Here is a 24407-nt window from a genome sequence, read left to right on the forward strand (position 1 = left end):
TCTGCTAAAAAAGCAAAAACAAAGGTATCGCAGCTCAATCCAATGAAAAAGGAAATGAGGAAAAATTGGCCTTTGTATGTACTGTGTATTCCGGCTTTTGTGTTTGTTTGCCTCTTTTCTTATGGACCCATGGTAGGTTTACTCATGGCATTTCAGGATTACAAACCCTGGCTAGGTATCGGGGGTTCCCGGTGGATAGGGTTGGATAATTTTGAAAGGATTTTTCAGTACAAAGAAGCAACACAAGCGATCGTCAATACGCTGATTATCGCCGTTTCCAAAATTATTGTCGGTATTATCGTTCCTATTGTCATGGCTATTCTGCTGAGCGAAATTCGAAATGTTGGGATTAAAAAAAGTGTACAGACTCTGGTGTACCTGCCGCATTTTTTGTCCTGGGTCACTGTTGCGGGGTTAATGATCGACATTCTCGGATTAGACGGAGGCGTCAACCAAGTTTTGACCTGGATGTTCGGGAACGATCCCATTTACTTTTTGGGTGATCCTGATCTTTTTAGATTCACGGTTGTGGTCAGTGATGTGTGGAAGAGCTTCGGATTCGGCATGATTGTCTACTTGGCGACGATAGCGGGAATCAACCCTTCCTATTACGAAGCGGCCGAAATTGATGGTGCCACACGACGGCAGCAAATCCGGTACGTTACCTTGCCTAGCATGTTGCCCATGATTATCGTCATTTCTACACTAAGTCTGGGAAATATTCTGGATGCTGGATTTGATCAGGTCTTTAATCTGTACAATCCGCTTGTCTATAGTACGGGAGATATCATTGACACCTATGTCTACCGTTCATCCTTGTTAAGCGGGCAATATGGGTTCGGAACCGCTGTAGGGTTGTTTAAGTCAGGGATCAGCTTGATCTTGATTGTCGTTTCCTACAGGCTGGCCTATAAGTATGCCAATTATAAAATATTCTAACAAGGAGGGAGAGGCATCATGTACCATAAGACAACGGGCTACAGAGTATTCTCATATTTTAATTATGCGTTCATGATATTGGCGGGACTGGCGTGTTTCCTCCCACTGCTGCATTTGCTCGCGCAATCGCTTAGCAGCAAAGCGGCTGTCAGCGGTAATATGGTGTCATTTTGGCCGGTGGGATTCAATGTGGACGCCTATGTAAAAACGTTTAACAACTCCAATTTTAATGGTGCGATGCTCACATCCATCACTCGGACGGTTTTGGGGACCTCCATCAGCATGTTCATCCTTACCTGTGCAGGATATGCCCTGTCTAAGGAATTCCGGGGCCGCAACGCGCTGATGTGGTTTTTCATCTTTACCATGCTCTTCTCCGGAGGATTGATACCTTCTTACATTTTGGTAACAGCTCTTGGGTTAAAGGACACCATATGGGCCCTTGTGTTGCCGGGAGCTTTCGGTGCCTATAATCTGATCCTTCTCGTCAATTTCTTTAAAACGATTCCAAAAGCTTTGGAAGAAGCTGCATTCATTGACGGAGCATCCTTTTTTGTTATTCTTAGCAAAATCTATTTACCGTTATCTCTTCCCGGGCTGGCGACCGTATCCTTGTTCATTATGGTGGGACACTGGAATTCCTGGTTTGACGGAATTTTGTACATGTCCGATGCGAGCAAGTATCCGCTGGCTTCTTTCTTACAGACTGTTGTCGTACAAAGCAATATGCAGAATATGGCGATGAGCCAATCTGAAGTCGCAGCCATGTCGGAACAAAGCATCAAGGCGGCCCAAATTTTTGTCAGCACATTACCCATCATTATGGTCTATCCTTTTTTGCAACGTTATTTCGTTAAGGGGATCGTGCTAGGGGCTGTGAAAGAGTAGGCGCAATGAAGAGATAATCGAATCAGTAGAAAACAAAACCAATAGATCAAAGGGGGCATGTTTCTATGAAGAAAAGAAACGATTTATGGAAAATAGTAAGTATGGTCATGCTATCGGCCACTCTCATGGCTGGCTGCAGCGGAGGAGAAAGCGCTTCCGAAGATATATCGGCATCGGTGTTGAAAGACGGGAAATACGATCCTCCTTTGACAATAACGATCGCGAAACAACAGGATGAGAATGCCGGAAAGTACATCAATGGTGAAAGTCTGAATGACAATGTATTGACCCGTTGGGGTGAACAAAAACTGGGCATTAAGATCCAAACTACCCTTCTGGGTGGTGATGCTTCGCAGTACAATACCAAGCTGCGGCTGGCGTTGACGGGTTCCGAGAAGCTACCAGACGTTCTGCCGGTCTATGACACCATGCTGGTCAATGATCTGATTGAATCGGGACGGGTCAAGGAGATTACGGAAGATATTTCTACTTACATGCCTGACCGGCTTAAAGACATATACAAACAATATCCGACCACCTTCAATCCAGTCGTTAGGGATGGAAAGGTTTACGGGATGGCGATTGCGCCGAATTTAACCGAAGGTGAAGTCATGCTCATTCGTCAGGACTGGCTGGACAAGTTGAATTTGAAAGCACCGACGACGATTGAGGAGTTCGAGAAAGTCATTGCTGCGTTTAGTAATGAAGACCCGGATGGCAACGGCAAACAAGACACATATGGATTTACATTTTCCGGTAAGGATTCCTACAACACAGGTTGGGTCAGCGATCCGGTCATGATTTTCAGCGCATATACGGGCAAGTACCTTCCACGCCAATGGTATAACGACAACGGCAAACTGACCTATGGATCGGTGGCTGATGGCAATAAAGAGGCACTTGCCAAACTGCGCGATTGGTATGCAAAAGGGTACTTGAACAAAGAATTGGCCACCCAGGGGGCGTGGGACGCGCTATCAGATTTTACTGAAGGGAAGGCGGGCATCATCATAGGGCGTCCTTGGCTTTACGACAGTGTGAAGGACGTAGAGAAAAATGTAGAGGGCGCGAAAATTAGTGCTTATCCAACCATTCAAGGCGTGAATGGCGATAAAACTTATCAGTCCGCTCAGTTGAACGATGGCGTGTTCATGTTTAACAAGGACTTTCAGAACATGGAAGCCTTCTTCCTGTACTACGATAAAATGTACGATGCAGCGTTCAGCACGGGAGATTTCAAATACGGCTACGCTCAGGGATACGATTACGATATCGTCAATGATGAAGTAACATTCGATCCAACGAAATTCAATACGCCATTAGAGGCTGTGCAAGGCGTTGGGAAAATGGCGTTCACCAAAAATACACCGAGTGTTGACGGTCCCGGCAAATCTTACTTCGATCTAGCGACAGGTGTTGAACCTGATACGGGTGTCCTTATTCAAAGCGCTTCGAAGGATCAAACTACCAAAGATGGATATCGGATTTCTTATGAAAACAGGGACGTCTTACTGCCAAATGAGTTTAATGGTCCACCAACTCCAACAATGCAAAATGTGTGGGAACAGCTGACCACCATGGAGCAAGAGACGTTCACCAAAATAATATATGGCAATGAGCCCATTGAAGCATTCGATACCTTTGTCAAACAGTGGCACGAAAAAGGCGGAGACCAAGTGATTGAAGAGGTAAATGATTGGTACAGTCAAGCCAGCAAGACGGATGTCATGTCACTGATGAAGTTGAAATAAAGTCAAGTTTCACCTGGATCAGCCTTCCGGCAACAGGAAGGTTGGTCTTCTAAAAAAGGAGATGATGAGACATGATCAAAGGTAAATCGTGGATTGCTATCGTCATTGCATTGATGTTGTTAACACTTCATTTAACGTCCTCAGCTCAAACCGTTCACGCTGCTGTTGAAGAGACCAATATTGCTGCAACACTGTTTGTGCTGAAGAATGAATCCGAAGTATCCAATGCCAAAATCCATTGGGCACCTGTTCATGGAGCGACAGCATACGAGTTGAATAGATTAGAGAACAATGAACCCTATACTTTTCTGCAGAGCTTAACCGGTACAACAACGGATGATTATGACCTCAACATCGGTAGTACGTACAAATATCAAGTGAAAGCATATGGCGGAAATTCCTTGCTGACCTCTGCTTTCTCGCCAGAATATACCCCTTACAGCCTTCCAGAAAACCTCACAACTTTTGATAATACAACGCAATCAACGCTAGTACTCCCAAATGAACTTAAAGTTGGGGATACCTACTACAGATTTAACTTTGTTCAAAAGCCATCAGGCGGGTTTGGTGAAATGGTTCAACAGACATCAACTGATGATATCACCTATGGTAATGACAAGGTGGTACTTTCCTACACGGATCATCCGGACCTAGCCAATTCCAAATTTGAAGGGATCAATATCCTTTACCATGCTCCCACGAATAAATTTGTGTTTTGGGCCCACTATGAAAACAGTACAGACTATACGCTTGCCAGGGTATCTGTGGCTTCTGCCACGCCTGGAGAAAACTTTACATTTCACAAAAGCTTTCGACCGGAAGGGAATGAGTCCAGAGATATCTCCATTTTCAAAGATGATAATGATTCGGCTTATCTGATCTCTACGGCCAATAATAATTCGGACACGATTTTGTATCAGTTAACATCCGATTGGCTGGATGTAGATCATCAAGTTTCTGTTATTTATCAAAATCAACACAGAGAACTGCCTAAGATGATCAAAAAGGATGGCATTTATTATTTGTTCTCTTCTCAGGCGGCAGGTTGGTATCCGAGCATACCCATGTATTCTTCAGTAACAAGCATTGACGGGGATTGGTCTGAACTACGGACGATTGGCAACACGTCAACCTTCTCGGCGCAGTCGGGGTCCGTCATGCGAGTGAAGCCAGACACAGGCAACAACGTGGTTATGGTTGCTTATCGCTGGATGTTCGGCTGGGCAGGTACGCAAAATGGAACAACGGAGGAACGATTGCTTCCCATTTGGTTCTCTAATGGTTACGCTTTCTATGATTACTTTGATCAAATTCAGTACAATGCTAACCATGATGTTGTCGTTCCCGTACAGAACGGAAGACTGTTGTCTCAAGGTAAACCTGCAACAGCCCAGACGGCCACGGGTAATAACCCGGCAAGTTATGCTAATGATGGAAGCTATCAGACCGAATGGATAGCCACAAGCAGTTCCTGGCCACAGTGGTGGAAGGTAGACTTGGGCTCTATTCAACAAATTAGTAACGTGCAAATTTCCTGGTGGATGCAAAAAGGATCTGAGGGATTTTACAAATACAAGATTGAGACGAGTAGCGACAATGTAAACTGGACCGTTGCATTGGATCGAACCGACTATACATCATACGGTTTCACATCGGACAGTTTATCAGCTACGGCTAGGTACGTAAGAATTAATATGCTTGGTGCGACTCTACATAATAACCCGAACAACTGGTATACGCCAAGGCTGTGGGAAGTAAAGATGTTTGGAAGCGATAATGATTAACGACACTCTCAAATGAAAAAAATAATAGAACAGAGGTAGCTATGAATACAAGACTAACGAATGGTACCGTTTGGAATGATTCAAGTGGACAGGCGATCCATGCCCATGGAGGACATATTCTATTCCATGATCACTTCTATTACTTGTATGGCGAAGACCGCAGAGACAATATTTATGTCAGTTGTTACCGTTCCAAAGATCTATTCAACTGGGAGTTTCAGAACCATATCCTAACGACTTCTACTCCGGTTGCACCCATCCGAGTTCGGACGAATCTGAAATTAGTGAGCGACAAAGGTGGAAAGGTGAATCTTGAACGGCCGAAAGTGCTTTTTAACTCGGTGACGAAGAAGTTTGTTCTCTGGGTTCATTATGAGAATGGTGATAATTACAATGATGCTGCATGCGCCATTGCCACGTCTGATTTTCCGGATAGCCATTTCGTTTATCATGGTAGCTTTAATCCTTATGGATATATGTCTCGTGACTGCACGCTCTTTCAAGATGATGACGGGGAGGCGTACTTTATTTCAGCTGCCAGAGACAATGCGGATCTTCACGTATATCGGCTGCAGGAAGATTACCTTAATGTCGAAAGCCTTGTCGGAAAACTGTGGCAAGGGGAATACCGGGAGGCACCGGCCGTCTTCAAGCGGAACGGGAAGTACAATATGCTGACTTCTTTTTGCACGGGATGGAATCCAAATCAAAGTAAATATGCAATGGCGGATTCCATGGATGGACCTTGGGGAATGCTTAGCGATTTTGGCGATCAAACAACATATCGAACGCAGCCAGCATTTGTGCTGAAGCGATCAGAGCAGGAGTACCTATACTATTCGGATCGCTGGAACGGATCGGATTACTTTCAATCTAGCTATGTGGTACTACCTATTGAATTCAATGAAGAGATTCCGAATCTGAGTTATTACTCCAAATTATTTTTAGGAAAGAATGCAGATCCCATTACTTTTGAATGATATATCGGCTGATGAGAAAAGACTTTGATCCTACAGAGAATGAAGATTCAAAGTCTTTCCGTTAGCACGGGCATGCAATTCAAAAGGCAGTCGGGGTGGATTATAAGTTCACATCCAGCGAATAGCGATCGCGAAGTACTGACAGATGGTGGAGCTCATGTCCAACCATAATACAGGCTATCGATCTAGCGGAAGCAGGATTATCACTAACGATCCCTCTGCAGAGCCAAGCTTCCGGCGTGAGGCGACGGAGCATAAGTATGGTTGAGCGGCGTGTAACGGCATATTCTTCGTTCAAATCGGATACTGTATACGCATTAAAGGGATGGCTTTGCATAAGCACGTCCTGATCATACCCGGGATGATTCGCTTTGTCGCCTCTGGCGATGCGAAGCAATCGACTGCTCATGATGCGTTCGTTATCCAAAAGGTGGCCGATGACCTCCTTCACGCTCCATTTGCCTTCGGCGTAACGATGATTTGCTTGCTCCTCTGTCAATGTAGAAAGCAACGTTTGTACGATATTGGCCTGCTGCTCCAAAAGTTCGATGATGTTCCCTTCTGGAACCAGCTGCATGTACCCTTCATAGAAAGCTGCATACTCCTCTGTAGTTGGTCTTTCAACCATGAAAATGCCTCCTTTGAGATTCATATATTTGGATTATATACTAGCATATATTTTGCGTGCAGCATGAAATTGGCTCTTCCGCTTTATGGACGGAAGGGCCTTTTTATGTGAATTGCACAGTTTTATAGTTTGATTGTTCCATTATCAATCCGTACGTCGTATCCTCTTTTTGTGGACAAAATTTTCCAAAACCGAAAAATCCTCTGTTACTTTTTTGAACGGTAATGTTTCCAGCACCTGTTCCCGGTAACTCTTTTTTGCCCCTGCGCTAAGTCGGGAGTCCAGTATGCTGAGTATGCCAAGGTCCGTTTCACTGCGAATCAGACGACCGGTTCCTTGCCGTAACCGGAGCAGCATGTCCGGTACAAACACCTCCATAAACGGATTCTCCGTTACAGATGCCTTATATTCATAAATGGGATCAGAAGGAACAGGGAAGGGCAGACGGAAAATAACGACCTGCGACAGGTCGGGACCCTCGATATTCACGCCTTCCCAGAATACACCGGTACTTAGGAGTACACCTTTGCTTTCCCTGAATTCGCTGATGACACCGTCCTGGGAAGACCCTTCTTTTTGAACATGGACTGTCCATGTATACTCATTAGTTCTTGAAACCAACTTCTTATGAATGTACTTCATGTCCTCCTTTGCTGAAAAAAGGACGATTGTTCTTCCTTGTGTTAAATTACAGAGTTGAATCAATTCTTTGTAGGCTGCTTCAAGATAGTTTTCGCGCTGTTCATGGTGGTAATAAGGAACGTTGTTCGAGATGTACATCATGGCATGGTTGGTGTAGTCAAAAGGGGAGGATTTGCGATCCAAAAAATCACCCTTATAACCGAGGGATTGCGTCATATAAGAGTACTGTTCCTCCAGTGTTTCCCCGCCTTGGCACAGTGTTGCCGATGTTAGGATAACAGGCGCCTTGCCATTAAATAAAGCGTACTTCAGAAATTGGCTTATATCTTTGGGACAAATACTGATCATGGCTGCTCCAAGAGGACTGCTTGCCCATATGAGATAGTTGTCCTCTATTTCAGCCAAGACATTTATGAGGGTAATAAGCCCGTTTATGGCTTCAAAAGCGTCATCAATCTCCCGCTCGTGGCGGGAGGTCAAAATGGAAAGGCGAAGACTGAGATCTTTCAAATCGTTCGAGACTTGGTTTAACGGTATACCCTTGATCTCGGATACTTTTATACGGTCGCTATCCTGTTTGGCATGGTGGAGCAGGTCCGCGTTTATCTGTTTAAAGATACGCTGGGCGCAGTTTTTTATGAACTTGGATTGTGAAAAGAGACTTTTATCCCCGGACTGCTTCGTGAGAAGCTGCACAGTGGTATCGAGAGTGCGGCAGACGCCCCGATAAGTGAACTCGAGCGTTCTGGCATCTCGAACTTTTGCTTCCAGATTATGCGCTTCATCAATGACGATGAGAGCAGGCTGTTCCGAGATGATGCTTCTGTTTCCTTCTTTTTTCTTCATCAAATCCCGTATGAGCAGGTCCTGGTTCACGATAATAAAATCAATCTCGTGAGCCTTTGCATTCAATTTGGCTCTCATATCGTAAAACAAGCAGCCATTTTTATGATGACAACGTTCATATTGGCAATCATTCACGGAAACATTGGACCACTCGGCATCGCGAATTCCACCTTTAATATCCGCTCGTTCATCAATTTCATAAGCTAAAATGCGCTGGGCAAGGGTAGACAATGAGGAGTTCGGATCATCTGGCCTGAACAATTCCGCCGCTCTGCTTCGGCAGGCATACTGGGCCATGCCTTTTCCCACGACGGAGCGAACCGTTGTGAATCCCAACCGGCTGCCAATGACCCTTAAATCTTTATGTATCTGTTCCGACAGTTGAATGGAGGATGTAGCTATAATGACCGGTTGATGGGACATTTGATTCGTGAGCAGGCTTGGTATCAGGTACCCAAAAGACTTGCCGATTCCGACACCGGCTTCGATCATGGCGTTACGTCCATGGATATAAGCATCGGCTATATCGAGAGACATTTCTTGCTGTCCGATTCGCTCTCTAAGTCCAATTCGTGGAAAGCGGTCATACACCCGAAAGATGGCATCAACCAAAGAACGTTCGAGGTCCTTTTTCGACTCACGCTTCTGTGATGTATAGAGTTCATTCAACCAATTCATGATGATCACCTCACTCCCAAATGTAAAATGAACCTGTATGGATATTTTTAGTGAAACCTTAATTATCTTTGAAGCTGCCATAACAGTCAAGTGTTCATAAGGAGGTAACAGGAAATAAAATATATATACGCAACAAAATGTATATCGGAAGCGTCTATTTATCTTACATAAAACAGCAGCAGGAGTGAGATAGATGCAACTAAAAATGATGACAATATGTGGTGCCGTTCTCGGTTCTTTGCTCGTATGGGCAGGAAGTGCAGCTGCGGAAGAACGTTTTAATGATCTGCAGCATTCAAAGTGGGCAGAAAACGGAATAGAGTATATGGCCAAACGGGGAACAATCGCAGGATACGGCAATGGGAAATTTAAGCCCGAAGGTTTGGTAACAAGAGCACAAGCCGTCACTTTTCTGATACGTGAGCTTTATCCAGAACAGTTAGAGATACCAGTGGAAGGCACGACATATTCGGATGTTCCAACAACACACCCCTTCTATCGAGAAATAACTATAGCTGCAAAAAAAGGGCTGGCTAGCGGGTTGCCAGGTGGCACCTTCCGTCCAGATAAATCGCTTAGTCGCGCTGAGACCGCGGCATTCCTTACTCGCGCGTACTCACTCTCGGAAGGCAAACAATCCGCCCATTGGTCAGATACGGAAAAACATTGGGCAGCAGCACCTATTCTTATCATGAGCTCGAACGGTTTGGTCGGCGGATATTCGGATGGCACCTACCGTCCGAATCAGACGGTCACGCGGGCCGAATATGCCGTATTTATGTCACGAGTGATTCGGTTCGAACGCCAGGCTGCGATACAGTCCCAAGATTGGGATAAGCTAATTTCATATATGACGGTTAGCGAGCAAGTCGGCCAAATGCTTATGCCTGATATTAGGCAATGGAATGGTAAAGCGACCACGACTGTTCATGATGGGCTGAAAGATATCATCCACGATCAAGATTTAGGCGGACTTATTCTTTTTGACAAAAATATTGTAGACACTAGGCAAGTCACGACATTCACGCACACTCTGCAAACAGAAGCAGGGGACATACCTATGTTTCTTGGCATTGATCAAGAAGGAGGCGTTATTCAGCGAATCCCAGGTGGAACCAATCTGCCGGGTCAAATGGCTCTTGGTGCAGCCGGAGACACAACGCTGGCCGAAGCGGCTGGAAAACTGACGGGGGAGGAGCTGAAAGCACTTGGACTAAACATTAATTTTGCGCCTGTGCTCGACATTAACAGCAATCCGGACAATCCGATCATCGGTATGCGGTCGTTCGGCTCGAATGCGGATTTGGTAACGCGGATGGGTCTTGCAACCATAAAAGGACTACGGCAAACGAACGTAATTGCGGCGGTCAAGCATTTTCCAGGGCATGGGGACACGATGGTAGACTCCCATCTCGGAATGCCGGTGCTGACACATAACCTTGAGCGGCTGAATTCGGTAGAGTTAAAACCATTTCGGGCTGCGATCGAGAACGGTGTGGAGATGATCATGACCGCGCACATTGCTTTCCCTGCCATAGATAACGAACATGTCACTTCGCTCAAAGACGGAAGCAGCGTGCCGATACCTGCTACGTTATCTCATAAAGTATTGAATGGACTGCTTCGTGAAGAGATGGGATATGAAGGTCTCATCATTTCCGATGCGTTCACCATGAAGGCGATTGCGGAGCATTTCGGTGAAAATAAAGCGGTGGAACGTGCAGTCTCGGCAGGTGTGGATATTGTACTTATGCCGCAAGATTCGGCTGCCGCACATCAAACCCTAGTGAATGCCGTGGAGGGTGGGACGATCCCGATCGAAACTGTGCATGCGTCCGTGAAGCGTATTTTGGAGTTGAAATCGAAATATGGTTTATTTAAACGTAGCGAAAGTCTTTCACATAAGTTAGCCAAGCTTAACACAGTCATCGGATCTGAGGAGCATCGCACGGTGGAGAGGAACATTGCAGAACGAGCGGTCACATTATTGTTCAGCCGTGACGGCGTGCAACCAGATCAACTTCATCAGGGAGACAGGGTGGTTATTGTCGCAGCTGAGGAAGAACAGGCGAAGCAGCTCGAGAAGCATCTGAAGCAAGCCTCAAATAGCCTGTCGTTAAAGACGGAGATTTCCGTTATCGGTCAAGGGAAAACGAATGAGGCGGTTGCGAAGGCGGATTACGTTATCCTGGCCTCCTATCAGTTCCGTAACGTGGCAAGTCAGTTCGGATGGAACGTTTATCAAACCTTGATCGATGCGATGAATAGTCGTAATCAGAGGTACACGCTTTTATCGCTCGGTAATCCGTACGAGATGATTTATTTGCAGAACGTGCGCTCTGCACTGGCCGTTTATGGCAAGCAGGAACCCAATATAACAGCGGGGATTAACGTGCTGGTTGGCAAAAAGGAAGCTGGTGGAATCTTGCCCGTGAAAATAGAGTAAGCAAGGTTAGTAATGATCAAAAAGAAAAAGAAGACGGATTCCAACTTACGGAATCCGTCTTTTTAGTATTTTGATTTTGATCTCTGGTTTAATCGGTTGTTGGAATAGAAGGTGTATTATCCAATGGGAAAACGGTTTTGCGACATCTCCTCTGGATTAATATGGAATTGTAGGATAACATATAACCATCTGAACAAAAAGGAGCGAATTTCAATGACTAACAAGGTGATTGTGCTTTAGGTTCACAGAAGGATATTTGCGTAACAGGGATTCCTTTTGTGGACATTGCAGTGCGGGAAACCGTCCCATCAATGTTTACTGGAGGAGATCATTATTAACTTTAACGAAGCTGTTAACATTAGCAACACGCATGTACTGGCTAGAGTATCCGAATTGTTCGAATTGGAAGGCTACGAGATTCAGCTTGTTCCTCCTCATGAGGGAGGACGCAATATCATTTACACCTGTGAGCAAGAGGGGTGTGAATCGCTCATTCTCCGAATTTCATTCTTGCCTGGCAGAAACCGCGAAGATTACATTGCCGAACTGGAATATGTCCAGTATCTGTTTGATCATGGAGCCAGCGTTTCGAATGTAGTGAATTCCAAGAAGGGCAATCTGCTGGAAGAGATTACTTATGAACATTATACCTTTTTTGTCAGCCTGTTTAACAAGGCCAAGGGCAAGATGCTAGTAGATAACAACTATCAGTACCGTGAAGGAGTTCCAATTACCGAGCATTATTATAATTGCGGTAAAGTCCTGGGGAAAATGCACCAAATATCAAAAGGGTATACTCCTGTCCATCGCCGGCATCATTTTTTTGATAATTACAAGGGTGAATATATCGATAACATGATACCTGAATCATTCTCTCTGCTTAAGGAGAAGATGGTCGAGCTCCTGAATACCTTAAAAGGGTTGGATACAAACCAGGAAACATTCGGGATGATCCATTTCGATTATAACGATGGGAATTACTCGATCGATTTTGATACCGGTCAAATCACGGTGTATGATTTCGATAATTCATGCTTCGGCTGGTATATGTATGATCTGGCAGATCTATGGACACACGGTGTGGGCTGGATACAATTTGAACCTGACGCCGGTAAACGCAAAGCGTTCATGGATCAATATTTTGAAACCGCCCTCGCGGGTTATGCTTCCGAAACCAAGATCGAAGATTCGATGATGGAGAAGCTGCCTTTATTTATTCAAGTGACCCTCTTGGAGAATATTTTAGGTCAATTTGAGGAAATGCAGCATACTGGCGAAGAACCGGAAGCTGACGACGAACTGTTGTATCTCATTAAATGCCTGGAAGAGGATATACCGTACAAGGGGTTTTTCCATGATATTTATTCGAGTGAAGCACCCTTTACATTAATGAGGAACGCTGAAGAGACATACACCTAAAACGTGAATAACCATGACTAAACAAATGTGGAGGCAGCCGGCATAGACCGGTTGCCTCCATGTTTGTCTACGACACGCTATTCAAATTTGGAAGGAGGCACGTTGTAAAAATTTTTGAATGCTTTGGAGAAGGTGAAGGGATCGGGATAGCCCAGAAATCCGGAAATCTGCTGGATCGTATATTTTTTCTCATACAGATAGTCACGTGCCCGGTTCATCTTGATTTGATTGATGTACTGTCCCGGCGTAATACCCAGAATTTTCTTGAACAAAGAAATAAAATATTTCTCAGAGACACCTGCAATGGCTGCAAGCTCTTTAACTCGGATGACACGATGCAGATTCGCATCCACGTATGGGAATACGTTCTGCAGAACCTCCAGACTTCCTTCCGTCTTCCTCGGTTTTCGGTCTTTTAGAAACTCACCATTATACAGACCTTGCCCGTGAAGCTCCAAAATTTTTGCAATAACCAGAAGCAGAGAAGCCTTCAAGTAGAGCGGACTTCCGGAAGCCCCGCTTTCCTGTTTGAGCCTTCGATAGGACGAGGTGAACAGCGTGGATTCCTCCCGAACCAGGTTGCCTGGTACGATGCCTGGCAGTTGAAATTCGCCCAGAATTCGCTTTTGCTCAGCGATGCTGAAATCAAAGTGCATGTATACGAATCGGCATAGCTCTCCGGTTGTGGAAGCGATATAGGGCATGTCCGGATAAAAAAACACGACGTCACCCCGGTCCGCCATATGTTCGATCCCATCGATGGTAATCTTGACGGAGCCTGCTGTAATGAACCACAGATCATAATCGGAATGTGACTTGTGCTCCATCCAATTGCTGTCGTGAGTTTGTTCCAAATAAGAGCTCATGCGAAGTGTGATATACTCCGAAAGTTCGTCGATTATACTCATATTCACGGTCCCTGCATGCATATGATTCAACTCATTCCTCTCCACTTTGTGACATCCTTCAATTTTCATCTAATACAATCAAGAGTTTATCTCTTATTAATGATCGTACCATATGACATGTTTTGAAAACTATCACACATTCCGATCTCAGGCCCCTCACCTATAATGAACTTATATCGTTAAGAGGAGGGGTTAGTAATGGATGGTACAAACATACAGCACCCAAAGGTAGTCGTTATTGGAGCGGGAAGCCTGTTTTTCGGTCGACAATCCATCTGGCAGATGGTTCACTCACCATACTTGAACCAGGGAACTTTGGCTTTAGTGGATACGGACAAAGAGCGGCTCTCGAAAATGGTAACCCTGGCAGAGATGGTCGCGCGGGAGAACAATGTATCCTTAAAGATTGAGGGCTCGGTGGACCGGAGACAAGTGCTGCCGGGAGCTGACTTCGTTGTGCTTAGCTTTGCAGAGCAATCCGTCAAATACCGGGGAATGGACTGCCAAGTCTCTCTAAAGTACGGCATTCGCATGTGCTCCGGCGATACAATTGGCCCGGGTGGAATCTTTAGGGCCATGAGAGAGCTCCCGGTCATTATGGAGTGTGCCAAAGACATTGAAGAGCTATGCCCTGATTCCTGGGTGATTAATTATATTAACCCGTCTACCGTTCATGGCATTGCGTTACATCGTTATGCACCGAAGCTAAAATCGTTTGCGCTGTGTGATAGTCATCATATGCCGCATAAGAAAGCCTATTACGCTGTACGAGCCGGCATCATCCAAGAAACAGGTGAGTTCACCCATGAGATCGACCGGAAATTTGATTTCCGTATCGCTGGCGTCAATCATTTCACTTGGCTGCTCAAAGCGGATTTTGAAGGGGAAAATGTGATGCCCCTAATCGCGGAAGCCATGCGCAAAATGGCTGGTGATGAGAACAACGGCGGTGAACGCGGTGCAAAAGCTATTTTTAACGACGCCATTACCTATGAGCTGTATGACATTTTCGGAATCATTCCCACTTGCACGGCGCATACGAAGGAATACGTTCGGTATTGGCAAGGTCTCGGCAAAACTACAGACCCGATCCCGCCACTATCCATCTGGGAGACAGAAGACAGGTACCAGCGTCACGACGAAATGTGGCGTCAAGTGGATGACTTTCTTGCCGGAAATGTCCCGATTGCCGATTACATGAGCACCTTTGGCCCGGATCATGCGACTGATATCATAGAGAACATGGTAGGGAATTTGGGGAAGAAGTTTTTCATCAATACACTTAATCAAGGTGCGGTAACCAATATGAATTCCGATTCGTTCCTGGAGCTGCTGTGCGACGTGGACATGGATGGAGTGAAGCCAGTTCCTGTAGGCGAGATGCCGCGCGGAATAAGAGGCATGCAAGAGCTTGTATTGGATACGCATGAGCTTACGGTCGAAGCTGTTTTGGAACAGAGCTACGAGAAGCTGAGAAGGGCGATGCTCACCGATCCGCTTGTGAATTCCATCAGTGACGCGGACAAGATCATTCATGAATTGTTGGAACTGGAGCGGGATATGATCCCAGACGTCTGGTACAAGGACAGACTGCAGTATAGCTAAGGAATAGGTAACGATCCAAAGAGAACGTTGTTTCCTTGCCAAAGGGTAACGTGGTCTTTGATTTTATTAAGAAGTCCTTGTCCACACATTTGCTGGCAAAATATGCGTTCGGTGTGTACATTAGCTAATGTTCAGTTTAGAGAGACGAGAGAGCGAGGTACCTCACAATGGAGCTGTGACAGCATGTTTTAATTTGGATACGCCATCCTGTAACTGAACTTCTGACAAATGTGCAAATGATAAATATATACCATACTTTGTACCTTCAGGTGTTGAACTGCTGACTTCTGAATATACAACCCCTTCTGACCTGGCTGATGCGCGAAAGACTTCATAAGTGGACGCATCACCTCGCCACCAGCCAAACACGTGAAGACCCGCTTCATTTTCCACCCAATCAAACCATGTCGAGAGCTGCTGGTTCAATAGTGTGAGTAAAAGATGAAATTTGCGACTGTATAGACGATTCATTCTGCGCAGATGACGCTCATATTGACCACTTGTCATGAATTCAGCTAATGCCCGTTGCTCGATCAGATTGACGGGTCTTGGCTCGTATAATGCTTGTGCCTTTCTAAAGGTGTCTGCCAAGGTGGGGGGAAGGACCACATAACCAAGTCGTACTTCAAGAGGCAAGGTTTTCGTGAAGCTGCCAAGGTAGATTACACGCCCCCCCTTATCGAGTGTTTTCAGAGGTTCAACATGCATCCCGCGATATCGGAATTCACTATCATAATCATCCTCGACAATCATAGCGTCATGACGATGTGCCCAGTCCAGCAAGGTTTGTCTGCGTTCCAGACTAAGCATTTCGCCAGTAGGAAATTGTCTTGAGGGCGTCACAAACAACATACGCGCTTCCCAGTTTTGGGGTACAAGTCCCTGACCATCAAGATTGGCTTCAATCAACTTTGCGCCCGCAGCTGTAATCGCTTGAGAAATCCCGACATAACAAGGACTTTCCGTAACCACATGATCCCCGGGATCTGCAAGTAATTGAGTGAGTAGAGCTATAGCTTGCATAGAGCCTGCAGTCACTGCGATATGACCCGCATCGACTTGAATCCCCCGCATCCTCCGAAGGTAGGCAGCAATCGCTTCTCTCAATTTCGGCTCCCCTGTTGAACTAACATAAGCAGAGGTTGTATTCATGTGATGCTCACGATGTCGTATCTCTGCATACAGTCGATTGTTCCATTCATCATAAGGAAATTTGGATAAATCAGGCTGATATTTGCTGAAATCTATAACTGCGTCGCTCTCTATTCTGGCATCGGTTGTTTGAGCATTTCTTAGAGTCGTCTGCTGTTCAAACTGCTGAATACGATTTCCCCAGGCGGATAAGTGATGGGTACAAGCTTTTTCTGTGGAAGAATCCTTGCTCAAATCTAACTGATAAGCAACAAAAGTTCCTCTTCCATGTTCTGAATGAAGGTAACCTTGAGCAGTCAACGTATCATATACCTGATTCGCTGTTCCTCGGGAAATGTGATACGTCGCAGCTAATTCTCTTGTAGAGGGTAACTTCTCGCCATATGCGAGATTACCTTCATGAATAGCATCACGAATCGCATGATAAAGAGCCTTCATCTTGGTATATGGTCGGTTCAAATATGAACTGTAAGCTACATGAAATTGCATAGGTCCTCCTATGGTCGTTTGAAGTGGTACAATAAAAACCGAAAATATTGGATCTTTTTAGTTGTCCATTCTCATTTTATACTAAATTATAGATTGAAGTGAAACAAAAAAGTAATTAGGAGGAATACAAATATGCAAACAGGTACAGATCGTGTAAAAAGAGGAATGGCTGAGATGCAAAAAGGCGGCGTCATCATGGACGTTATGAATGCAGAACAAGCTAAAATTGCTGAAGCATCAGGAGCAACAGCTGTTATGGCTCTTGAGCGGGTACCCTCTGATATTCGCGCAGCCGGCGGTGTAGCTCGCATGGCAGATCCAACCATCGTTGAAGAGGTTATGAAGGTTGTGTCTATTCCAGTTATGGCCAAGGCTCGTATCGGTCATTACGTAGAAGCCAAAGTGCTTGAATCTCTAGGGGTAGACTATCTTGACGAAAGTGAAGTTCTGACGCCTGCAGACGAAGTGTTCCACATTGATAAGCATGAGTTCACGGTACCATTTGTATGTGGAGCCAAAGATTTGGGAGAGGCTATTCGTCGTATTGGCGAAGGTGCATCGATGATTCGTACAAAAGGCGAGCCTGGAACGGGCAACATTGTTGAGGCCGTTCGTCATATGCGTGTGATTAACAGCCAGATTCGCAAAGTGCAAAACATGTCAAAGGATGAGCTATACGCTGAAGCCAAAAATCTGGGCGTAGCTTATGAATTACTGCGCGAAGTTCATGAAAATGGAAAGCTTCCAGTCGTTAACTTTGCAGCGGGCGGTGTAGCTACTCCGGCAGACGCAGCACTAATGATGCATTTGGGAGCAGACGGTGTGTTTGTAGGATCCGGTATTTTCAAATCAGATAACCCTGAGAAATTCGCTCGTGCAATCGTTGAAGCTACAACACATTATACGGATTACAAACTGATTGCCGAAGTATCCAAAAACTTGGGCGCTCCTATGAAAGGGATTGAAATTTCCAAATTAGCTCCAGAAGAGCGTATGTCAAACCGTGGTTGGTAAGAGTGAATAGAACAGCTTTTTAAAGCAGTGTTATGATTCTGCACAGCGCTGTAAATGAGCATTGAGCTTAAATAGAGTATAAATAGATATTAGACAAAGCCGATCAGTGGAGCAAATTGATCGGCTTTGTTGTTATTTTTGACAATAATGAATTGAAAAGGGAGAGGTTTAAGTTGATATAGCGCATGATGATATTAATCCGTTCAACTTTTTTCATTGGGCCCCCTAAACAGTATCATATTTTGACATGATTTAAGGTTATTATAAACCCATCAAGTGGACAATTAATTTTTTCTATGTCTTTTATGAAGATGGTCTTGGTCTCAATGTCATGTATACGGTTGATGACCCTAAGAAGCGGGTTTTAAGCTTTCTGAGGGGATGGAGGTACCAAAGGAGTTAGAAGGGAAGTTTAAGTTTGCCAGACAGAAATCTAAATTAGCTGGAACCATTCGGGGCTCGTTTTTTGTAATTAAAGGAGCGTATTAAAGTAAACAAATGTGTATGAGAAGGGGTATACCTATGAGGACATTAGGGTCAATGAATGTTGATGTTATAACGTTATTTGTGGAGGACTTGCCTAAGGTGAGGGCATTCTATCAAGACGTATTCGGAATGTCCGCTGTATATGAAGACAATGTTTCTGCCGTATACAACTTCGGAAATATGAGTATTAATCTCCTGAATATCTCCGAAGCACACGGTCTGATCCATCCTGGAACAGTCGCAAGTCGAGAATCCGGATCTCGTTTCCAGTTTACCATCCGAGTGGAAGATGTGGATGCAGTGTGTAACGAATTGAAACCACATGGCGTTACTCTGCTTAACGGTCCAGTGGATCGGCCTTGGGGAGTACGTACAGCCGCCTTCACAGATCCGGCAGGACATGTCTGGGAGATTGCGCAGCAATTAACGTAGAGATCATGTATGGACATTAACTTATATCCATAGCTGATCAGATGATGTGTCTAATGTTGATTAACACGAGATAAGTCGATAAGAGTATATACGATTAAAAGCCGCATTGTTGCGGCTTTTTTGAGTTTTAACGCTATATGTCCTTGTCCAAAGCGTACAGACAAACACAGAAGTGCATTCAACAGAGTATTATAATTAAAACACTACCTTGACAGTCACAGTAGTGTATCGTATGATGCAGATGTGGAGGTGCTTACATGAGCGATAACAAAATCACATCCGACCTGCTGCGCGGCCATACCGACACAATGATTTTACGACTTTTATCCGAAGCTGACCGATACGGCTATGAAATTGTCAAGCTGATTGGTCAGCGCTCGGGTGGAGAGTATGAATTAAAAGAAGCCACGATGTACTCCAGCGTACGTCGGCTTGAGGCCGACGGTGATATCGAGTGGTATTGGGGCGATGAATCTCAGGGCGGACGGCGTAAATATTTTAGGATTACCGAAAAGGGCAAATTGGCTTATGCCCGCAACAAAAGCAACTGGGAGTATGCAAAGCGTGTGCTTGAAAATTTATTATAAGGAGAGTTGACGTGATGAATGACAAATTGAACAACTATTTGAACGGCGTGTTTGCACCGTACGATGGGGTAAAAAGTGTCACCGAATTAAAGGCTGACCTGCTTTCCGATCTGCAGGAGCGTTTCCATGAACTTAAAGCCGAGGGCAAGGACGATGAAACCGCGTTTGAAATGACCATTGAAAGCATCGGCGACATTGAGCAAACGGTACAAGAGGTGGCTAACCTTTCCCGATCGCTGGAACGACAGGTGGTAACCAATTTAAGCGCGAGCAACCTGGTGAAGAGTGACTTTGCGGGCGTCATCGCGCATAAAGGGAAATTTGAAGCGAGTGCGTTACAGGGCTCTGACTTTACGGGTGCTGACTTGACTGGTAGCACATTTGCGAGCAGTGATGTCCGTGAAGCTATTTTTGACCAGGCCAATCTGACTGATTGCAATTTTTCAACCCTAGACCTATCGCATGCGAGCTTCCATAAGTCCATACTTGTACGAACCAATATCAGCAAATCGGGGCTAGACGGAGCAAAATTCAAAGATGTAAAACTGACTGACGTTAAACTGACCATGAACGACCTCAGAAAAACCATCTTTGAAAACTGTATCTTTGATGGCGTGGAGTTCAAATCTTCCGATCTGGGAGGGGTGTGTTTTGACGGGCAAACCTTCATCGGCGTCAAGTTTGACAAATCGGCGCTAAACAACGTTACGTTTAAGGACGCGACCCTCAAAAATGTGTCTTTCCCTGTGTCCGTCCTCTCCAAGAAGTATTACCGTGCCATCAAAACCATCAGGTTTGATGGAGCAATGATGGATAAACTGACCTATGCCGCTCTTAAAGGCATGAATGCCGATTTGTCAAAGGTAACCGTTATTTAAGGAGGGGAAAATATGCAAATCAAGTCGATTCAAGTGAGTGGGCTGCAAAAGTCCTACAAGCAGCTGCAAGTCCTAAAGGGCGTAGACTTCGAGGTGGATAAGGGAAGTATTTTTGCCCTGCTCGGCTCCAACGGGGCGGGCAAGACAACGGTTGTCAAAATTCTCACCACGCTGCTCAAACCAGACAGCGGAACTGTCACCGTAAACGGATTCGACGTTGCATCCAAGCCCGACAATGTGCGACAGGAGATCAGTCTGACCGGGCAATTTGCCGCCGTGGATGAAATGCTGACCGGACGGGAAAATCTGATCATGATTGCCAAGCTGCGTTACCTCAAAAATCCGCGTCAGGTTGCAGACGATATGCTTACTCGTTTTGGTCTGACTGAGGCTGCCGACCGTAGGGCGTCTACGTATTCAGGTGGTATGCGCCGCAGGCTCGACATCGCCTTGAGTCTCGTAGGAAAACCACAGATCGTTTTCCTCGACGAGCCGACCACTGGGCTTGACCCCGAGTCGCGCATCGAGGTTTGGAAGATTGTCCGGGAGCTTGCCGCTGGAGGTACGACGATATTTCTCACTACACAGTATTTGGAGGAGGCTGAGCAGCTTGCCGACCGAATTGCCATTCTGCACGAAGGCAGAATTATCGCGAATGGCACGCTCTCGGAGCTGAAAAAGCTGTTCCCACAAGCCAAGGTGGAATATGTTGAAAAGCAACCGTCATTAGAGGAGATATTCCTCGCAATCGTCGGTAAGAAGGAGGCCATGTAAATGGAAGCCGTAAAGAAACACTTTTTTAGCGATATGGGTGTTATGCTCGGGCGCTCCATGCGCCATATTACCCGCAGTATGGACACCATCGTCACTGTCACCGTCATGCCGATCGCAATGATGTTGCTGTTCGTCTATGTATTAGGCGGCGCCATTCAAGCCGGAACGGATAACTATGTGAATTACCTGTTGCCCGGCATACTACTGATTGCTATTGCCAGCGGAGTATCCTACACGGCTTTCCGTCTGTTCACCGATGTACAACGGGGCATAATGGAGCGGTTTCACACCATGCCGATTTCACGATCCGCCGTTCTGTGGGGACATGTGCTGACCTCTCTGGTATCCAACACCATTTCGGTCGTTGTCATCATTCTCGTAGCGCTTGTTATGGGCTTTCGTTCATCGGCAGGGATTCTGCCATGGCTTGCGGTAGCCGGCATACTCTTAATGTTTACGCTGGCATTGACTTGGGTCGCAGCAATCGCAGGTCTGTCCGCTAAAACGGTGGATGGCGCAAGCGCCTTTTCCTACCCGATTATCTTCCTGCCATTTATCAGCTCGGCGTTTGTGCCGACCGAGTCGATGCCATCGGTTGTTCGCGCCTTTGCCGAAAACCAGCCGGTGACAGCGATCGTGGAAGCCATTCGTGCGCTATTGTCGGATCAGCCGGTTGGCAATGATATATGGATCGCTCTTGCGTGGTGTATTGGGATTTTGCTCGTAGCGTACTTATTTGCAATGAGGGCGTACAAAAAGGGAATATGAACTAACTAAGGAAGCATTTAAAAGAAAACGCCAAACTGGGGACATAATCGCAGGCTTGTGTTGAGAGGCAAAGAAACATTATCCCATTAAAAGTCGCTATTTTAGCGGCCTTTTTTGTTTTATTGGGATACTTTCTCATGGGTCCAGCATTTTAGGGTCTGAATAATGCATTTCATCCCATATTCGCTCCGAAACCTATGATAATATAGTATATTCGAGAGTGAAATTCAGAGTCGATGTCAATGAAAGGCGGATGTTCAGACATGTTCAATGTTGCAATCTGTGATGACGAGGAGAAACAAAGAGAACTTGTGAAAATGATGCTGATCTCCTTATCTCTAAAAACGAATATTGATTTCCAAGTTACCTTATTTACATCCGGTGAACAGTTGGTCTCACACTATAAAAACGTGGGGGACACGTTTCATATTCTCATCATGGATGTGGAGATGAGCGGAATGAACGGAATTCAGACAGCCAAAGAAATCAGGAATATGAAGTATCTGGATGTGCAAATCATGTTTCTGACCAGCTACCCCGAGTATATGGTAGAGAGCTTTGATGTGGTGACGTTTCAATACCTGATCAAACCGATCAAGCCACAGATCTTCGAGGAGAAAATGATTAAGCTATGCCAATATTTTAAAGCGTTGGACAAAAAGTATGTACTCATCAAGTCAGACTATGAAGAACTTTTGTTGAAATACGATGATATTCTCTGGATTGAGGTCATGAAGAGTTTAACGGTCAAGAACAAATTGAAATTTGTGACCCAGGAAAACTCACATGAGAGCAAAGGCATTCTATCCAGTTATGCCGCCGCCCTGAAAGAGCATGGTTTCTTGCAAATTCATCGCTCAATTATGATTAACCTGCTGCATGTTCAGAAGTTTGTCGGCACCCGTGTCGTCATGTTGAATGGAACCGAATTGCCCATTGGCCGCTCCAAAGTGAAGGAAGTCAAGGATGCCTATACGAAATATATGATTATGAGGATTCAATGATATGGATATATATGTGATCTTGTCTTTCATCGTCGTTCCCTTACTTATGGCATTCCAGGTGAATTTTTATTTTGATTCAGTTCTGGGTAAGTCCAAACGAAAGCCACACAGGGCAATCTATTTCATTGTATTTGTCGTAGTGGGATATTTCTATTTGGTATCATCATTTTCACCTGTCGTTTCGTCCGCCGTTGCTTTGTTATTTATCTTCAGCCTGGCGCAATCCTATGAGGTGGAATTCATACTTAAACTTGCTTTTACCATCCTGTATGCCGTACTACTCACAACGGTAAATTACATTGCTATATATATTATAGGGTTACTGGACTCCAAAGATTACAGCATATGGGATCATTTCAATGTGGAGCATCATTGGGAACTCTTCAAAGTGATGCTGCTTGGTTGCAGCATCATGTTTATTGTCACCCTGATTGTGCGTTTGATTGCCAAACGCAGAAGTTTTGCTGTGCACTATCGTTATTATTTCTTGTTTCTGATCGTACCTACCATTACGATATATCAGATCAATGTGGCCTCAGCTTATAGTGAAAAAAATATCTATTATGTCGTTTCCGTGCTAGGCTCCCTTTTTCTTAATGTGTTCATTGTATATGTAATCGATAATATGGTAGAAAAGGTACAGCTCGCCCATGAAAATGCCCAGTTTCAGCGTCAGATGGATTATCAGGATGCCAACTATGAGAAGACGGTACACAGTTTCAAAAACATTAAAAGCATCATCCATGATATCAACCAGCAGTTTCTGTACATTGATGAATGTATCAAACGCAACGAACTGGCAGCAGCAGGTGATCATATCAAACTCACGTTGAATAAGATTGAAGGAGCGTACCAGCGGGTGAACTCCGGCAATCTCGTTATCGATGCTCTTGTTACGAATATCATTGCAATAGGGCAGGCAAACGGAATCAAGATCGATACACGGATTGGGCTTCACTCGCAACATGTCCACATTGATCGTTATGATCTGTGCGTTGTGCTTGGTAACATGCTGGATAATGCCATTGAGGCTTCCAAGAAAGTCAGACTTGCCGAAGACAGGTATATGCTGATCGCGATTCATTCCACGGCGTCTGCACTCGTCATCCAGATTATGAATCATGTGGAACAAAAACTGACTCACTTCAAGAGTGAGAAGCCTAATCCGGAGTATCACGGGATCGGCCTAACCAACATATCCAGAATGTGCGAAAAGTATGGTGGACATATGAGTATCGAGAATCATCAACGGTCATTCAATAACATGGTCGTGCTTCCTTTTGACGTGAACAGTCACTGAACCTACCGT

General features: G+C 45.1%; 20 protein-coding genes and 1 pseudogene. 17 read left to right on the forward strand and 4 right to left on the reverse strand.

Annotated features, from left to right (window positions below; all coding sequences use genetic code 11):
- Nucleotides 1-54 precede the first annotated feature (54 nt).
- The 5 genes from QP794_RS05880 (at nucleotide 55) to QP794_RS05900 (ending at nucleotide 6342) form a co-directional block, all read left to right on the forward strand.
- On the forward strand, nucleotides 55-939 hold the full coding sequence (locus tag QP794_RS05880; protein ID WP_285075351.1) for an ABC transporter permease: 885 nt from the start codon (nucleotides 55-57) through the stop codon (nucleotides 937-939).
- Between the two features lie 18 nt (nucleotides 940-957).
- A complete protein-coding gene (locus QP794_RS05885) occupies nucleotides 958-1827 on the forward strand; it encodes a carbohydrate ABC transporter permease (protein ID WP_285075352.1) in 870 nt (289 codons plus the stop codon).
- A gap of 65 nt (nucleotides 1828-1892) precedes the next feature.
- Nucleotides 1893-3578, forward strand: a complete 1686-nt coding sequence (locus QP794_RS05890; protein WP_285075353.1) for a type 2 periplasmic-binding domain-containing protein — start codon at nucleotides 1893-1895, stop codon at nucleotides 3576-3578.
- A 71-nt stretch (nucleotides 3579-3649) separates the two neighbouring features.
- Nucleotides 3650-5362: a discoidin domain-containing protein gene (locus QP794_RS05895; RefSeq protein ID WP_285075354.1), complete on the forward strand. Its 1713-nt coding sequence runs from the start codon at nucleotides 3650-3652 to the stop codon at nucleotides 5360-5362.
- Nucleotides 5363-5403: 41 nt separating this feature from the next.
- Nucleotides 5404-6342 (forward strand): family 43 glycosylhydrolase, encoded by a 939-nt coding sequence (locus QP794_RS05900; protein WP_285075355.1) that lies wholly within the window; start codon nucleotides 5404-5406, stop codon nucleotides 6340-6342.
- A 100-nt stretch (nucleotides 6343-6442) separates the two neighbouring features.
- On the opposite strand, the gene QP794_RS05905 is transcribed toward QP794_RS05900, so the two are convergent.
- Together QP794_RS05905 and QP794_RS05910 are read right to left on the reverse strand one after the other, a co-directional pair.
- Nucleotides 6443-6970: a DinB family protein gene (locus QP794_RS05905; RefSeq protein ID WP_285075356.1), complete on the reverse strand. Its 528-nt coding sequence runs from the start codon at nucleotides 6968-6970 to the stop codon at nucleotides 6443-6445.
- Between the two features lie 144 nt (nucleotides 6971-7114).
- Nucleotides 7115-9136 carry an ATP-dependent DNA helicase gene (locus QP794_RS05910; protein ID WP_285075357.1) on the reverse strand — a complete coding sequence of 674 codons (2022 nt, stop codon included), beginning with the start codon at nucleotides 9134-9136 and terminating at the stop codon, nucleotides 7115-7117.
- 193 nt (nucleotides 9137-9329) lie between these two features.
- Here QP794_RS05910 and QP794_RS05915 point away from each other — a divergent pair, with 193 nt between their 5' ends.
- Together QP794_RS05915 and QP794_RS05920 are read left to right on the forward strand one after the other, a co-directional pair.
- Nucleotides 9330-11582, forward strand: a complete 2253-nt coding sequence (locus QP794_RS05915; RefSeq protein ID WP_285075358.1) for a glycoside hydrolase family 3 N-terminal domain-containing protein — start codon at nucleotides 9330-9332, stop codon at nucleotides 11580-11582.
- Nucleotides 11583-11858: 276 nt separating this feature from the next.
- Nucleotides 11859-13001, forward strand: a complete 1143-nt coding sequence (locus QP794_RS05920; protein ID WP_285075359.1) for a phosphotransferase enzyme family protein — start codon at nucleotides 11859-11861, stop codon at nucleotides 12999-13001.
- A gap of 77 nt (nucleotides 13002-13078) precedes the next feature.
- Here the strand turns inward: QP794_RS05920 and QP794_RS05925 are convergent, their stop codons facing one another.
- Nucleotides 13079-13930, reverse strand: coding sequence for a helix-turn-helix transcriptional regulator (locus QP794_RS05925; protein ID WP_483311881.1), 852 nt, complete (start codon nucleotides 13928-13930; stop codon nucleotides 13079-13081).
- A 177-nt stretch (nucleotides 13931-14107) separates the two neighbouring features.
- On the opposite strand from QP794_RS05925, the gene QP794_RS05930 reads away from it, so the two are divergent.
- Nucleotides 14108-15514, forward strand: a complete 1407-nt coding sequence (locus tag QP794_RS05930; RefSeq protein WP_285075361.1) for a family 4 glycosyl hydrolase — start codon at nucleotides 14108-14110, stop codon at nucleotides 15512-15514.
- Nucleotides 15515-15676: 162 nt separating this feature from the next.
- Here QP794_RS05930 and pdxR read toward each other — a convergent pair whose 3' ends face one another.
- Nucleotides 15677-17155: a MocR-like pyridoxine biosynthesis transcription factor PdxR gene (gene pdxR, locus QP794_RS05935; RefSeq protein ID WP_285075362.1), complete on the reverse strand. Its 1479-nt coding sequence runs from the start codon at nucleotides 17153-17155 to the stop codon at nucleotides 15677-15679.
- A 132-nt stretch (nucleotides 17156-17287) separates the two neighbouring features.
- Here pdxR and pdxS point away from each other — a divergent pair, with 132 nt between their 5' ends.
- The 9 genes and pseudogenes from pdxS to QP794_RS05980 all read left to right on the forward strand — a co-directional run bounded on the left by pdxS (nucleotide 17288) and on the right by QP794_RS05980 (nucleotide 24398).
- Nucleotides 17288-18169 carry a pyridoxal 5'-phosphate synthase lyase subunit PdxS gene (gene pdxS / locus QP794_RS05940; RefSeq protein ID WP_285075363.1) on the forward strand — a complete coding sequence of 294 codons (882 nt, stop codon included), beginning with the start codon at nucleotides 17288-17290 and terminating at the stop codon, nucleotides 18167-18169.
- Between the two features lie 283 nt (nucleotides 18170-18452).
- Nucleotides 18453-18658: pseudogene (locus QP794_RS05945) on the forward strand (phage tail protein); the annotation flags it as partial.
- A gap of 33 nt (nucleotides 18659-18691) precedes the next feature.
- The gene (locus QP794_RS05950) at nucleotides 18692-19087 is read left to right on the forward strand and encodes a VOC family protein (protein WP_285075364.1); all 396 of its coding nucleotides are present in this window, start codon (nucleotides 18692-18694) and stop codon (nucleotides 19085-19087) included.
- 257 nt (nucleotides 19088-19344) lie between these two features.
- Nucleotides 19345-19674 carry a PadR family transcriptional regulator gene (locus QP794_RS05955; protein ID WP_079349093.1) on the forward strand — a complete coding sequence of 110 codons (330 nt, stop codon included), beginning with the start codon at nucleotides 19345-19347 and terminating at the stop codon, nucleotides 19672-19674.
- 14 nt (nucleotides 19675-19688) lie between these two features.
- Nucleotides 19689-20552: a pentapeptide repeat-containing protein gene (locus QP794_RS05960; protein WP_285075365.1), complete on the forward strand. Its 864-nt coding sequence runs from the start codon at nucleotides 19689-19691 to the stop codon at nucleotides 20550-20552.
- A 12-nt stretch (nucleotides 20553-20564) separates the two neighbouring features.
- Nucleotides 20565-21326 (forward strand): ABC transporter ATP-binding protein, encoded by a 762-nt coding sequence (locus QP794_RS05965; RefSeq protein WP_285075366.1) that lies wholly within the window; start codon nucleotides 20565-20567, stop codon nucleotides 21324-21326.
- A complete protein-coding gene (locus QP794_RS05970; RefSeq protein ID WP_285075367.1) occupies nucleotides 21327-22094 on the forward strand; it encodes an ABC transporter permease in 768 nt (255 codons plus the stop codon).
- Between the two features lie 263 nt (nucleotides 22095-22357).
- A complete protein-coding gene (locus QP794_RS05975) occupies nucleotides 22358-23098 on the forward strand; it encodes a LytR/AlgR family response regulator transcription factor (protein ID WP_285075368.1) in 741 nt (246 codons plus the stop codon).
- A 1-nt stretch (nucleotide 23099) separates the two neighbouring features.
- Nucleotides 23100-24398, forward strand: coding sequence for an ATP-binding protein (locus QP794_RS05980; protein WP_285075369.1), 1299 nt, complete (start codon nucleotides 23100-23102; stop codon nucleotides 24396-24398).
- The last annotated feature ends 9 nt before the right edge of the window (nucleotides 24399-24407 follow it).

Origin of the sequence: Paenibacillus sp. UMB7766-LJ446, from assembly GCF_030226665.1 — a bacterium.
In the GTDB taxonomy this organism is placed as follows: domain Bacteria; phylum Bacillota; class Bacilli; order Paenibacillales; family Paenibacillaceae; genus Paenibacillus; species Paenibacillus vandeheii.

Bases quoted from the DNA above. Each gene is read 5' to 3' on its own strand.
- QP794_RS05880 (WP_285075351.1), top strand. From the start codon at position 55: ATGAGGAAAAATTGGCCTTTGTATGTACTGTGTATTCCGGCTTTTGTG.
- QP794_RS05885 (WP_285075352.1), top strand. From the start codon at position 958: ATGTACCATAAGACAACGGGCTACAGAGTATTCTCATATTTTAATTAT.
- QP794_RS05890 (WP_285075353.1), top strand. From the start codon at position 1,893: ATGAAGAAAAGAAACGATTTATGGAAAATAGTAAGTATGGTCATGCTA.
- QP794_RS05895 (WP_285075354.1), top strand. From the start codon at position 3,650: ATGATCAAAGGTAAATCGTGGATTGCTATCGTCATTGCATTGATGTTG.
- QP794_RS05900 (WP_285075355.1), top strand. From the start codon at position 5,404: ATGAATACAAGACTAACGAATGGTACCGTTTGGAATGATTCAAGTGGA.
- QP794_RS05905 (WP_285075356.1), bottom strand. From the start codon at position 6,970: ATGGTTGAAAGACCAACTACAGAGGAGTATGCAGCTTTCTATGAAGGG.
- QP794_RS05910 (WP_285075357.1), bottom strand. From the start codon at position 9,136: ATGAATTGGTTGAATGAACTCTATACATCACAGAAGCGTGAGTCGAAA.
- QP794_RS05915 (WP_285075358.1), top strand. From the start codon at position 9,330: ATGCAACTAAAAATGATGACAATATGTGGTGCCGTTCTCGGTTCTTTG.
- QP794_RS05925 (WP_483311881.1), bottom strand. From the start codon at position 13,930: ATGCATGCAGGGACCGTGAATATGAGTATAATCGACGAACTTTCGGAG.
- QP794_RS05930 (WP_285075361.1), top strand. From the start codon at position 14,108: ATGGATGGTACAAACATACAGCACCCAAAGGTAGTCGTTATTGGAGCG.
- pdxR (WP_285075362.1), bottom strand. From the start codon at position 17,155: ATGCAATTTCATGTAGCTTACAGTTCATATTTGAACCGACCATATACC.
- pdxS (WP_285075363.1), top strand. From the start codon at position 17,288: ATGCAAACAGGTACAGATCGTGTAAAAAGAGGAATGGCTGAGATGCAA.
- QP794_RS05950 (WP_285075364.1), top strand. From the start codon at position 18,692: ATGAGGACATTAGGGTCAATGAATGTTGATGTTATAACGTTATTTGTG.
- QP794_RS05955 (WP_079349093.1), top strand. From the start codon at position 19,345: ATGAGCGATAACAAAATCACATCCGACCTGCTGCGCGGCCATACCGAC.
- QP794_RS05960 (WP_285075365.1), top strand. From the start codon at position 19,689: ATGAATGACAAATTGAACAACTATTTGAACGGCGTGTTTGCACCGTAC.
- QP794_RS05965 (WP_285075366.1), top strand. From the start codon at position 20,565: ATGCAAATCAAGTCGATTCAAGTGAGTGGGCTGCAAAAGTCCTACAAG.
- QP794_RS05970 (WP_285075367.1), top strand. From the start codon at position 21,327: ATGGAAGCCGTAAAGAAACACTTTTTTAGCGATATGGGTGTTATGCTC.
- QP794_RS05975 (WP_285075368.1), top strand. From the start codon at position 22,358: ATGTTCAATGTTGCAATCTGTGATGACGAGGAGAAACAAAGAGAACTT.
- QP794_RS05980 (WP_285075369.1), top strand. From the start codon at position 23,100: ATGGATATATATGTGATCTTGTCTTTCATCGTCGTTCCCTTACTTATG.